At 34.7% G+C, this 12,943-nt stretch carries 14 protein-coding genes and 1 pseudogene; 10 read left to right on the top strand and 5 right to left on the bottom strand.

Annotation, left to right across the window (positions count from 1 at the left end; genetic code table 11):
• Positions 1-813: pseudogene (locus ACM39_RS18705) on the top strand (hypothetical protein); the annotation flags it as partial.
• A gap of 30 nt (positions 814-843) precedes the next feature.
• A complete protein-coding gene (locus ACM39_RS07160; RefSeq protein ID WP_048510337.1) occupies positions 844-1,185 on the top strand; it encodes a DUF4280 domain-containing protein in 342 nt (113 codons plus the stop codon).
• Between the two features lie 74 nt (positions 1,186-1,259).
• Here the strand turns inward: ACM39_RS07160 and cphA are convergent, their stop codons facing one another.
• Entirely contained in the window at positions 1,260-3,890 is a 2,631-nt protein-coding gene (gene cphA / locus ACM39_RS07155; RefSeq protein WP_048510336.1) for a cyanophycin synthetase, read from the bottom strand.
• A gap of 202 nt (positions 3,891-4,092) precedes the next feature.
• Between cphA and ACM39_RS07150 the strand changes: the two genes are divergently transcribed.
• The 3 genes from ACM39_RS07150 to ACM39_RS07140 all read left to right on the top strand — a co-directional run bounded on the left by ACM39_RS07150 (position 4,093) and on the right by ACM39_RS07140 (position 6,293).
• Positions 4,093-4,980, top strand: a complete 888-nt coding sequence (locus ACM39_RS07150; protein ID WP_048510364.1) for a cyanophycinase — start codon at positions 4,093-4,095, stop codon at positions 4,978-4,980.
• 132 nt (positions 4,981-5,112) lie between these two features.
• Positions 5,113-5,955: an isoaspartyl peptidase/L-asparaginase gene (locus ACM39_RS07145; RefSeq protein WP_048510335.1), complete on the top strand. Its 843-nt coding sequence runs from the start codon at positions 5,113-5,115 to the stop codon at positions 5,953-5,955.
• Positions 5,956-6,056: 101 nt separating this feature from the next.
• Entirely contained in the window at positions 6,057-6,293 is a 237-nt protein-coding gene (locus ACM39_RS07140) for a YtxH domain-containing protein (protein ID WP_048510334.1), read from the top strand.
• 50 nt (positions 6,294-6,343) lie between these two features.
• Here the strand turns inward: ACM39_RS07140 and ACM39_RS07135 are convergent, their stop codons facing one another.
• The 4 genes from ACM39_RS07135 to ACM39_RS07120 form a co-directional block, all read right to left on the bottom strand.
• Positions 6,344-7,141: a class I SAM-dependent methyltransferase gene (locus ACM39_RS07135; RefSeq protein WP_048510333.1), complete on the bottom strand. Its 798-nt coding sequence runs from the start codon at positions 7,139-7,141 to the stop codon at positions 6,344-6,346.
• Between the two features lie 85 nt (positions 7,142-7,226).
• Positions 7,227-8,594 carry a histidine--tRNA ligase gene (hisS, locus tag ACM39_RS07130; RefSeq protein WP_048510332.1) on the bottom strand — a complete coding sequence of 456 codons (1,368 nt, stop codon included), beginning with the start codon at positions 8,592-8,594 and terminating at the stop codon, positions 7,227-7,229.
• Between the two features lie 148 nt (positions 8,595-8,742).
• The gene (locus tag ACM39_RS07125) at positions 8,743-9,198 is read right to left on the bottom strand and encodes an HRDC domain-containing protein (protein WP_228377071.1); all 456 of its coding nucleotides are present in this window, start codon (positions 9,196-9,198) and stop codon (positions 8,743-8,745) included.
• 13 nt (positions 9,199-9,211) lie between these two features.
• Entirely contained in the window at positions 9,212-9,544 is a 333-nt protein-coding gene (locus tag ACM39_RS07120; RefSeq protein ID WP_048510330.1) for a single-stranded DNA-binding protein, read from the bottom strand.
• A gap of 300 nt (positions 9,545-9,844) precedes the next feature.
• On the opposite strand from ACM39_RS07120, the gene ACM39_RS07115 reads away from it, so the two are divergent.
• Genes ACM39_RS07115 through ACM39_RS07095 form a run of 5 tightly spaced genes read left to right on the top strand, consistent with a single transcriptional unit; the run spans position 9,845 to position 12,939 of the window.
• Positions 9,845-10,447, top strand: a complete 603-nt coding sequence (locus tag ACM39_RS07115; RefSeq protein WP_048510329.1) for an HPP family protein — start codon at positions 9,845-9,847, stop codon at positions 10,445-10,447.
• A gap of 6 nt (positions 10,448-10,453) precedes the next feature.
• Positions 10,454-10,798, top strand: coding sequence for a hypothetical protein (locus tag ACM39_RS07110; RefSeq protein ID WP_048510328.1), 345 nt, complete (start codon positions 10,454-10,456; stop codon positions 10,796-10,798).
• Positions 10,799-10,823: 25 nt separating this feature from the next.
• Positions 10,824-11,729, top strand: coding sequence for a TIGR01777 family oxidoreductase (locus ACM39_RS07105; protein ID WP_048510327.1), 906 nt, complete (start codon positions 10,824-10,826; stop codon positions 11,727-11,729).
• 22 nt (positions 11,730-11,751) lie between these two features.
• Entirely contained in the window at positions 11,752-12,333 is a 582-nt protein-coding gene (gene nudK, locus ACM39_RS07100; protein WP_048510326.1) for a GDP-mannose pyrophosphatase NudK, read from the top strand.
• A 21-nt stretch (positions 12,334-12,354) separates the two neighbouring features.
• Complete coding sequence (locus tag ACM39_RS07095) at positions 12,355-12,939, top strand: hypothetical protein (protein WP_048510325.1); 585 nt, start codon at positions 12,355-12,357, stop codon at positions 12,937-12,939.
• Positions 12,940-12,943 lie beyond the last annotated feature (4 nt).

The following is a 12,943-nucleotide window of genomic DNA, read 5'->3' as shown; positions in this document are numbered from 1 at the left end:
AAAGATTTCGAGAAAATAAATACCAATACTAGTGATAAAAGAGAATTTTTGTCAAATGGAAATTTTATGAAAATTACTTGCGGAAACTATGGTTGTTATTATGAGGAACTCATTAAAAATAGTTATTATAAAATCAACAAAGAGTTTTATTCAAATAGTAATATTCAAAGTAAAGGTATCTCCTTCAACCAAGATACCTTTAAAATGGGCATTTGGTATGAGTTTGACGAAAACGGAAAACTTATAAAAGAAACCAACTACGATGATGGGTATGATTTTACACTAGAGGATGTCATACAATATGCGGAAACACAAAAAACCTTTCAGAGATACGAAGACCAAGACAATACAGTTTTTCCAAAAGGAGAATATACCATTTTAAACAGCGAAAACCACAACAAAATAAAAAAAGATACCTTAAGCAACGGGCAAAAACTTTGGATAATTGAATGTCACGAGGATGGATATCCGATAGAGCGGGATGAAAGCATGATTAAGGACGGAAAAATTGTAGGCAATGCCATTTTGCTTGTATATACCCAAATAGTTTTAGACGGGAAAACGGGCAAAGTACTATACAAAAAGATTATTGGTATAGATGAAAAAAATCCCGAAGCATATAAAAAAGTAATTCAGTTCCAAAAATCCACATCCTTTCTTGCCTCTCCCGAAGAAAAAAGCACGTATAAAAAACCCGGACTTGGTGTTGCTTATACTTACGGAGAAGCCTTTCGAAAAGGCACATTCCAAATCTATGACGGAAGAGCCTACACAAAATCCGAATGGGAAGAATTTCGTAACCCGCTTCCTTGACGGAAAAGAATGTTGTAAAATATACTTATTATGCCACAAAAACTTACAGAAAAAGCATTATTGCTTTGCGATAAAGGAGCAAAGCCGAGCCAGCTGAAAGTTACAAGCCAAACTTTCAGCAAAGCAGATGAAAAACTTATTGCCACAGAACAGGACAAGCAGGCAGAAACCAATATTCCTAATTTTGGAGCATGTGCCGTTACTCATGGCCAATGCACACCTGCCGTTGTCAAATGGAATAAGACCACGGAAAAGGATACTATTAATAATTTTAAAATTCTTACAGATGAAAGCACGTGCCAGTGTTCGGTAGGCGGTAAAATCTCCGTACAAGACAAAGGACACACGGAAAAACATGAGGTGTACAAATAATCCATAACCGTTACTTTTGGCATAAATAAAAACCCCGGGAATTTAATTCCCGGGGCTTATTTATACTTAAAAATTTATATTTTTTTATCGTCTTCCAGCAATTCCCTCGCCTGATACTCCTGCACCAAATCAATAGCATTGGAAATCACATCACTCAAAGCGGTAATGAAAGTCCCTTCTTCCGCCATTCCCATTGCGTGTTTTAGCGCTTCGATTTCTTTAGGAATAATTTCATAACTTACATCTTTTCCCGCCTCATTAATTCCGTCTATAATCAACCCGTTAATCTCTTCTTCTTTTCTTCCGCGAAGATGTTTTTCGTTTCTGATAATGATATAATCAAACATCCTTCCTGCGATTTTACCACATAACCTGATATCTTCGTCCCTTCTGTCTCCGACACCGGAAATAATTCCGATTTTCTTTGTAGACTCTACGTTTTTAAGGTAATCTTCAATCGCTTCATAACCGGCAGGATTGTGAGCAAAATCAATCAAAACTTTAAAGTTTTTAAATTTAAAAACATTCAGTCTTCCCGGTGTAAGCTGCGCGCTGGGAAGGAAAGTCCTTAGCGAATTTGAAATATCTTCAATCCCAAAACCGTGAAGATAACTTGCTAAGCTTGCTGCTAAAACATTTTCGATCATAAATCTGGCTTTGCCATCCATTGTGATCGGGAAATCTTTTGCTTTTCCAATTCTGATCTTCCAGTCACCTTTTTTTATCGTTACAAAACCTTCTTCGTAAACACAGGTAATTTTGCCTTCTTTCGCGAATTTTTTGATATGAGGATTATTTTCATCCATACTGAAAATTGCAACATTACTATCCAAATCATTTACAATTCTCATTGAATATTCATCGTCAGCATTCATAACACTCCAGCCGTTCTTCCTCACACTATCCAAAACGACTCTTTTTACTTTCGTCAAATCCTTCAGGTTATGAATATCATTCATTCCTAAATGATCTTCTTTTATGTTGGTCAAAACACCGATATCACACTGTGAAAAACCTAATCCTGAACGTAAAATCCCACCTCTTGCAGTTTCCAGGACAGCAAATTCCACCGTTGGATCTTTCAAAATAAATTCAGCCGAAAGCGGGCCTGTCGTATCCCCTTTCGTAAGCATCGTATTCTGGATATAAATTCCGTCAGAAGTTGTGAAACCTACTCTGTAGCCATTGCTCTTAACAATATGAGAAATCAGTCTCGTTGTAGTTGTTTTCCCGTTTGTTCCCGTCACAGCAATAATCGGAATCGTGAAAGGTTTTCCCTGAGGATAAAGCATATCTACAACCGGAGCTGCAACATTTCTCGGAAGGCCCTCGCTTGGAGCAAGATGCATTCTGAATCCGGGAGCAGCATTAACCTCTATAATCGCACCACCACTTTCTTTTAAAGGCTGAGTAAGATTTTCAGCCATAATATCAATCCCACAAACATCCAAACCAATGATTTTAGAAATTCTTTCTGCCATTGTGATATTTTCTGGGTGAACCATATCTGTAACATCAATCGAAGTTCCACCGGTTGAAAGGTTTGCCGTTGATTTTAAATAAACAACCTCCCCTTTTTGAGGAACAGTTTCAAGAGTATATTGAAGTTTTTCAAGAAGTTCGGTTGTATCTTTATCAATCTCAATTTCAGTTAAAACATTTTCATGTCCGTAACCTCTTCTTGGATCCCTATTTTCTTTATCAATTAATTGCTGGAGGTTCAGCTCACCATCACCCACGACATGAGCAGGAACCCTTCTTGCAGCCGCAACCATTTTATTGTTGATCACCAAAACTCTGAAATCATAGCCCGTAATAAATTTTTCAACAATTACTTTTTTTGAATATTTCTGGGCATGCTCCAATCCTATTCTTGCTGCTTCCCAATCGTTTACATTAATAGAAGAACCTTTTCCATGATTCCCATCCAAAGGTTTTAAAACAATCGGATAGCCAATTTTTTTGATCACTTTATCTAATTCTTCCTCATCTGCAATCAATTCTCCTATCGGAACAGGAACAGCAGCATCATGCAGCATCCTTTTCGTCAGTTCTTTGTTACACGCAATATCTACGGCAATGGAGCTGGTTTTCCCTGTTATGGTTGCCTGGAATCTTTGTTGGTTGATTCCATAGCCAAGCTGCACCAGAGAATTTGTCCCTAAACGAATCCAAGGAATTTTCCTTGAAACCGCCTCTTCTACAATACTTCCCGTAGAAGGCCCGAGACGCACACGTTCTCTGATCTCCTTTAATTTATGAATACAAGCGTTTAGATCGTATTCTTCACCCTCAGTAAGAGCTTCAGCGATTTTTACGGCTTCTTCAGCAGCATAAATCCCTGCATTTTCCTCAATATAATTAAAGACAACATTATAAATACCCGGAGACTTTGTTTCACGGGTTCTTCCGAAACCGACATCCATACCTGCTAAAGTCTGAATTTCCAAAGCAATATGTTCTATGACATGTCCCATCCAGGTTCCCGTTTCTATACGATGAAAAAAACCTCCTTCTACTCCTTCTGAGCATCGGTGGGTAATCAAAGACGGGATTAGTTTTTCTATTCTTTCTCTAAAACCTTCTATCTTATTTGTAGGGTAATTTTCCATTTCTTCAAGATCCAACCTCATCTGTATCAGCTTCTTTCGTCTGATACTCCAGATATTCGGGCCTCTCAATGCCTGTATCTTTTCAATTTTCATAATCTATTTGCATTTTTAATAGTTAACAATAACTCCATTCAAAATCAAAGATAATGTAAAACCCTAAACGAAACTATACCACATTTAAAGATTTATTAAAAAATAAATAAAATTTATCAACAATTCTAAAACCTTCACAATCAATTTAAATGTGGTATGAATTTCGCTAAATGTTAATTATTTTTTAAATTTGCACAATATGATGAAACCCGTTGGAAAATTAATTGTTATCGGAGGAGCTGTAAACAAAGGAAGTTTTGCAGAAACCGATTTCGACCAGAATATAGAAAAAAACCTCAATTTTTTTGAAAGAGGTATTTTAAGAAAAATAATCAATGAATCGAAGCTTAAGGAAGATTCTGTAATAGAAGTAGTTACCACTGCTTCTCAAATTCCGCAAATTGTGGGTACAGAATATAAAAAAGCATTCGAATTCTTAGGTGCTAAAAATGTAAACATTCTTGATATTCACAATCGTGGAGAAGCGAATTCTGATGCAATGGTTGCAAGGGCCAATGCTGCGGATGTTGTCATGTTTACAGGTGGAGACCAATTAAGACTGACTTCCATTCTCGGAGGAACAAGATTTCATGATACCATTTTATTGAAATATCAGGAGCAGGATTTTATTTATTCCGGAACTTCCGCAGGAGCGGCTGCCGCTTCTGAAAATATGATTTACCAGGGAAGCAGCTCCGAGGCTTTGTTGAAAGGGGAAATTAAAACCACTCAAGGTCTGGGCCTGATTGATAATGTAATTATTGATACTCACTTTGTGCAGAGAGGCAGGATCGGCCGCCTTTTCCAGGCAGTGGTAAATAACCCCAGAACCCTGGGAATCGGGCTAGGCGAAGATACAGGACTTTTCATTCATAATGATGTAATGACAGCTGTAGGTTCCGGGCTTGTAATTTTAGTTGACGGTAGATTTATAAAAGACACCAACCTTACAAATATTAACCTTGGAGAGCCTATTTCGATTGATAATTTAACGGTTCATGTGATGTCGATGAATGATCATTATGATTTGACCACAAAAACATTAACAATTGAGAATTCGCAGTTTAACCCGATCCCTCAAGATAAATAAACTTTAATGATGGGTGATAAATTAGTAGTTATGAGTTTTAAAGTTGCAAATAAAATGGTAGATTCTGACCCTAATTGGGCTTTGCATAAAATAAATTTATAATCAACAAATCACTCATAATTTTACAAAACTATGAAGATAATCATTCACGGCGGTTTTTTCTCTGAAAGCGATCAGAGCCATGAAGTGAAAGCTGCAAAACAAACTTCTTTGAAGAACATCGCTCAAAAAGCTTTTGAATATTTACAGCGCAATTCAGCTTTCGACACAGTTGCTTATGCAGTTTCTTTATTAGAAGATGACGAGCTTTACAATGCAGGAGTCGGCTCACAGATTCAAAGAGACGGCATTATCAGAATGAGTGCAGCAATTATGGATGGTGAAACTCAAAAACTAAGTGGAGTTATCAATATTCAGGATGTAAAAAATCCGGTTTTTGTTGCTAAACAGCTGATGAAAGAAGACGACAGGGTTTTAGGAGACAGCGGAGCAAAAAAATACGCTTTAGAAAATGGTTTTGAGAATTTTTCGACTGAAATTCCGCAAAGAAGAAAAGAATATGAAGCAAAATTAAACAACGGTGGAAAAGGAACTGTGGGGTGTGTCGCTATTGATAAAGACGGAAAATTAGCCGTTGCAACCTCTACCGGCGGAAAAGGGTTTGAAATTCCGGGAAGAATTTCTGATTCGGCCACTGTTGCCGGAAATTATGCTAATTCTTTCTGCGCCGTGAGCTGTACCGGCGTTGGAGAAGATATTGTAAGTAATGCAACAGCCGCAAAAATTGTTACAAGAGTCACAGACGGAATGTCTCTGGAAAATGCATTCACCAAAACTTTTGATGAGCTAAAAACCATTGACGGATTTGCAGGTGCCATTGCCATTGATAAAGAAGGGAATATTTATCATCAGGATTCTTATCCCACTATGGTCTTTGCAAGCTTTAATGGTAAAGATTTTGAGGTATTCAATTAATTTTAACATTTTTTTATTATTCCATTCCGTTTTTTGGCACACATTTTACATGATTACTAATAACAACATTTTAATATTAATTAATTAAAAAAATAGAAATCATGGGAAACAAAACGAAAGGCTTATTAGCTTTACTGGGTTTAGGTGCTTTAGCTTATTGGAAATATAAAAAATCTACTCCGGAAGAGCAACAAGCGGTAAAAGATAAGATCAACACGGCAAAAGATAACCTGAATAAATGGGGAAATGACTTGAAAAGCAAAGCTACTGATGCTGCATCTCAGGTTCAGAATAAGGTCGAGGAAGTAAAAACAAAGGCTGAAGACTCATTCAATTAGAATTTAGTTTATTTAACATTCATATATTTAGAAAGTCATCGTAATTATAATTACGATGACTTTTTATTTGCCTTTAAAGCATATACCAAAGGTATTTTATTTCCAAATTGAGGAATTCTCCACTTTCCTTTTTCAAATTCCTCAACATGTTTGAAGCAAGGATAGGGTGACCAGTCAAACTCCTGAAAATTTTTAACTGCTAAATTGTTTTCGATTAAATTTTGGAGAACATCAGCCAATGAGTGATTCCACATTACATATTGCTGAATAATCTCTGCCGAAAAATCTGCATAAGTACCCTCGTAGGTTTCCACAATTGGTTTTTCATTAAAATAATTATACGTGACTCTTTTAAAATCATCATCAAACATCCAGACCACAGGGTGAAATTCCGCCATAACGAATTTCCCCCCCGGTTTTAGGAAATGATTGATAACACCTGCCCACTTTTTTAAATCCGGAAGCCAGCCAATGGTTCCATAGCTTGTAAAAACAATATCAAACTTCTCATCCAAAACATTCGGAAGATCATAAACATCAGAACAAACAAATTGTGTATCTGTTTTACATTGCAGGGCTAAGTCCTTTGCAGTTTCGATAGCTTTGTCAGATAAATCAATGCCAGTAACTTTTGCTCCCAACCTTGAAAGAGAAATAGAATCCTGCCCAAAATGACACTGTAAATGCAGAATACTTTTATCTTTTATATTTCCCAAAAGTTCTAGCTCTATTGAGTTTAAAGAAGTTCTTCCCTCCAAAAACTCATCTACAAAATAGAAATCTGATTTTAAATGGGGCTCTACTTTTGCATTCCATGAATTTTTATTGATTTCTAAATAATCTTCCACTGGTTTTTAGTTTTAAGAGTTCTATTATTAAGCTGATTTCCGCCGGATAAAAATAAAAATACTTTTTTATTGTGTTGCTTTACTTTTATCTTAAAAACTCTTCTAAAGAGACGGTTTTCTGTTCCCCGGCTTCCAGGTTTTTAAAAGTAACAGTTCTATTTTTAATTTCTTCTTCTCCCAGGAAAACAAGATTTTTAATTCCTTTTTTCTCGGCATAAGTAAACTGTTTTCCTATTTTGGCATTTTCAGGATATAATTCTGCAGAAATTCCTTTTACTCTTAATTGCATAATTAATTTTAAAGCTTCTACAGTTTCCTCCCCTCCAAAGTTGGCAAATAAATATTCAGTCTTTGAAGTCGCTTCCTCCGGGAAAAGACCAAGCTCTTCCATTACCAAATAAATTCTGTCAAGACCGAAAGAAATACCAATCCCCGGAATATTTTTCACCCCAAAAACTTCTGTAAGATTGTCATATCTTCCACCACCACCGATAGATCCCATTTGAACTTCATCAGCTTTAACTTCAAAAATCGCTCCTGTATAATAATCTAACCCTCTAGCCAATGTAATATCGAAGACAAGGTTTTCCATATTTACGCCAAGGTTTAAAGATTGTGTCAATACAAATTCTAATTCCTCAACTCCCTTTAAACCAACTTCATTACCGACAAATTTTTCTTTAAGCAGAAGAAGGTTTTCCAAAGCGTCATTTGACTGATTGAATAAAAAATCTAATTTATCAATTGATTCCTGGGCAATTTCTCTCTCCAATAACTCTTTTACAACACCTTCTTTTCCGATTTTATCTAATTTGTCAAGGGCAACGGTAAATTCAATTAATTTATCTGTAATTCCTGCATATTCTGCTAAACCGGATAGAATTTTCCTGTTATTTAAATGAATTGTAACAGGAATTTTTAAATCTGAAAATGATTTTAAATACAGCTGCACTAAATCAACTTCCTGAAAAAGGCTTTCACTTCCCACAACATCCGCATCACACTGGTAAAATTCTCTGAACCTTCCTTTCTGAGGGCGATCAGCTCTCCAAACCGGTTGAATTTGGTAACGTTTGTATGGAAAAGTCAGTTGTCCATGATTCATCGCCACAAATCTTGCAAAAGGCACTGTAAGGTCATAGCGAAGTGCCTTATCAGTAATATTTTCAGAGTTAAACGGTTTTTCTAAAGTTTTTTGAAAATCATTCAGCATTTGATTTTTTTTAGATTCTTTAGCTTCATTAATACTTGAATTTAAAATCTTAAAAATCAAACGATCACCTTCTTCTCCGTATTTCCCTGTCAATGTAGAAAGATTTTCAAAGCTCGGTGTTTCCAAAGGCTGGAATCCGAACAATTCGAAGTTTTTCTGTAAAATATTGATGATAAATCTTCTTCTCGAAACTTCTAATGCTGTAAAATCTCTCGTTCCTTTTGCTAAACTCGGTTTCATTTTATAATTGATAATGATAATTAATATGTATAAGTCTTGCAAAAATAGTGAATTGAAAGGACTTTTTGTAACATAAAAAGCCGAAGAAACAATATCCTTCAGCTTTACAATTTATAATAACCATTTGCGTTTCATTCATCCGAAAATATCAAATGCTTTCCAAAATTTCCAGAATTTCTTCACCGTAATTTTCTATTTTATGTTTTCCGAAGCCTTTAATATCAAGTAATTCCTCTTTTTTGGCAGGTTTGTATTTAGCAACAGACATGAGTTCTTTATTGGTCGCAATAAAGTATATCGGTAGATTTTGTTCCTTGGCTTTTTCGGATCTCCATAATTTTAAAGCTTCTAATATTTTTATTTCATCCGGGTTTAAAGTATCATTTTCTACCGAATATCTCACACTTTTAGCATCTTTTACTTTATTCTGAGCTACTTTTAATTCCTCAAAATATAAAACGACTGACCAATAATTTTCGTCATTTACAAATGCTGTTTCTACTTTTATAATTTCGTTTGCTGCCAAAAAATTATCCAGCATCATTTGATCTTGATGCAAAAATTCTTCAGGTAATCTTATTTTAAAAACTTTTACTTTCATCATTTGTGTTTTTATGTTATTTACCCCCTAAAAGCAGAATTTCATCTACTCTGATCTCTGTAATATACTTCTTCACGCCATCTTTATCATCATAGGATCTGTATGTCAGTTTTCCTTCAACAGCTATTTCTTTTCCTTTGGGAACATATTTCTGGAAAATTTCTGCTGTCTTACCAAAAGCAACTAACGAGTGCCATTGTGTTTCTTCTATTTTTTCTCCTTTTGCATTCGTGTAATGGTCGCTTGTTGCCAAAGACACACTTGCTTTCACATTACCGTTATCGAAGGTTATCATTTCAACTTCTTTACCTGTAAAACCGATTAAGGTTACTTTGTTTCTTAGTGACATAACATTTATTTTTTTGATTAATACTTAGATAAGAGACATTCACTGTTTTCTAAAATCTCTGTTGCAAAGATTCTATAAATCAAAAATAAGAGTCGGTATAAAACTGTTTAAATTCGTTTGTAGTCGTTTAAAAACGGATATACATATCACTAAAAGTTATAAACCATTTGTATTCATTTACATTTTAATGTGTCCGGTTTCATCTAGAATTTAAGATAACATTTACAATGTATATCTACACTCAACAGTCGTTTGCAAACGGATAATTATGTATCTTTATCTTTAAAATAAAAAGCAGTAGTGAAAAAGACAATTAAAAGGACTTTCAGGGTTTCAAAATATGTGATTTATAAGGAAACTCTTGTTGATTACAAAGAACATTTCTGGTCATTTTTAGGAGCGTTTTTTGGTATTGGAATTATTGCTTTTATACAGTCTCATACCCTTTCAGTGACGGAAAACATCTTTCTTATTGGTTCTTTCGGAGCTTCAAGTGTTTTGATTTATGGGGCTATCCAAAGTCCGTTGGCCCAGCCTAGAAATTTAGTTGGAGGCCATGTACTTTCAGCCTTGGTTGGAGTAACCATTTATAAAATTGTCCCGGATATTATTTGGCTTTCAGCCCCTTTAGCGGTAGCATTTTCAATTGTTTTAATGCAATATACAAAAACATTACACCCACCGGGTGGTGCTACAGCTCTTATTGCGGTAAGCTCAACAGGAAAAATTCCGGAATTGGGTTATTGGTATGTTATTTCTCCTGTTTTGTCAGGATGTATTATATTGCTAATTGTTGCTTTATTTTTTAACAATATTACTTCAAATAGAAGTTATCCTGCACACAACAGATTGAAACGGCTGCTAAAGAAAAAACATGAACATTTACACAAAATGAAAAAATAAAAAATTATGAACTGTCTCGAATGTGGCGAAAAAATTCTCGGTCGATCAGACAAAAAATTTTGCAATGATGCCTGCCGAAATGCCTACAACAATAAGCAGAATAGAAACTCAACGAATCTGATGCGAAATGTCAATAATAAACTTCGCAAAAATTACCGTATTTTACAGGAAATAAACGTTGATGGTAAAGCAAAAACCACCCAATCCAAGCTCGATAGCTTAGGTTTTGATTTCGAATATTTTACTAATATAAAGGTTTATAAAAACGGCTCTGAATACAAATATATTTATGATTACGGTTATAAACTTTTGGAAGATGATTTTGTTTTGATTGTGAAAAATCAAACATAAAATACATTATATTTAAATTATTAATATGAAAGAAGTTGTTTTGATTACCGGAGCCAATGGCTTAGTTGCTCAAGAATTATCAAAAATAATCGATAAAGAATATGATGTTCGGTTTTTAACCCGGAAAAAAAGGCAAAACAATGAATATGAATGGAATGTAAAAAAACAAATCATCGACGAATCCGCATTTGAAAACATTTCCCATATTATTCATTTAGCCGGAGCCAATATTTCCGAACAACGCTGGACAGACGAAAGAAAAAAAGAATTGATTTCCAGCCGGGTTGATTCTGCAAACTTACTTTTGACAACATTAAGAAAGAAAAATATCAAGCTAAAATCTTTTATTTCTGCTTCAGGAATAAATTACTACGGAACCAAAACAACTGATAAAATTTTTACAGAAGAAGATTTACCTGGAAATGATTTCCTCAGTGAAGTTGTAGTACTTTGGGAAAGAGCTGCAGATGATTTTAAAGAACAAAATCTAGCCGAAAGAGTTGTTAAAATCCGTACTGCAGTCGTACTTTCTGATAAAGACGGAGCTTTAAAGAAAATGCTTTTCCCAATTAAAAATTATATCGGTTCACCTTTAGGAAGCGGACAACAATATATGCCCTGGATTCATATTAAGGATATTTGTCTGATTTACGAATTGGCTTTAAAAAATTCAGATATTGACGGGGCCTACAACGCTACTTCGCCACAACATACGACTAATGAAAATTTAACGAAACAAATTGCCGCGGTTTTGCAAAAACCTTTATTCATGCCAAATATTCCAGGCTTCATTTTAAAGTTTTTATTTGGTGAATTGGCAAGTGCTTTGCTGGAAGGATCTAGAGCTTCTTCACAAAAAATTCAGAATGCGGGTTTCAGGTTTGAATTTCCGGATTTGAAACAGGCTTTGGAAGACTTGCTTAGAAATTAAATTAACTAAGATTGTAAAATCTATGCAAAATACAAACGTAAGTATTGAAAAAACAGAAGTTTTATCAGACAACTGGTATACTTTAAAAAAGATCACTTTCAATATTCAAAAAAGAGACGGAACAATAGAGCAACAAAGCAGAGAGGCCTATGACAGAGGAAATGGTGCGGTGATTTTGCTTTATAATATAACTTCAAATGCAGTTATTTTAACCAGGCAATTCCGTTTACCTACTTTTATCAATGGAAATCCTAACGGAATGTTGATTGAAGCCTGTGCAGGATTGCTGGACAACGATAATCCCGAAGAATGTATAAAAAGGGAAACCGAAGAGGAAACAGGATATAAAATTTCAAAGGTTGAAAAAATATTTGAAGCCTATATGTCACCAGGTTCTGTGACGGAAATTCTTCACTTTTTTGTGGCAGAATATTCAAACGAAATGAAAGTAGCGGACGGTGGCGGACTTGAACATGAAGGTGAGAATATTGAAGTATTGGAACTTCCATTCAATAATGCGCTTGCAATGGTAGATTCAGGAGAGATTAAAGATGCAAAAACGATTATGCTCCTTCAATATCTTAGGATTAAAAAGATTCTTTAAAGCTAATTTAAATCAAAAACTATGAAACTATTATATACATTAAGCCTTACTTTATTATTATCTGTCAATGTTTTCGGACAGAAAAATGAAAAACTAAGTCCGAGAGACAAAGCTCTTATCGAGCAATACAAAAACGAATACAAGAAGAAAAATTATAAAAAATTTGAAGGAAAAATCACGGTAACAGATACTCAGGTTCAGTTTGATGATAAATTCTTTTACTATGATAAAGCTGATAAGATCACAGCTTTGCTATTAAAAGAAGGATTGCTTTATCCACAACTTTTCACTGATTATCAGATGCGGAAATTTCTTGATGAAACCACAGATAAAACCCAAAAAAGATTTTTAAAATTACAAAAAGATCCTCGTGCAGGCTTTGATGTAAATAACGTAAGACTGAGTAACGCTGCTGAAATAAGCTCATTGAGTTCTAATCCTAAAACCAAAATTATTAAACTAACTTATAAAGACAGCAAGCTGGGAAATACCTCAATTTCGTATCTGATTGAGCTCACCAATAAAAATGCAGTGAAAGATACTGCCTTGGAAGATTTTATTAAAGGTTCTGAATTGACATATTTACTACAACAGAGATTGGATTAAAGCT

The organism is Chryseobacterium sp. FH2, from assembly GCF_001045455.1.
GTDB lineage: Bacteria > Bacteroidota > Bacteroidia > Flavobacteriales > Weeksellaceae > Chryseobacterium.
Note: the sequence above shows the minus strand (reverse complement) of the source record. Positions and strands in the feature narration are given on the sequence as shown.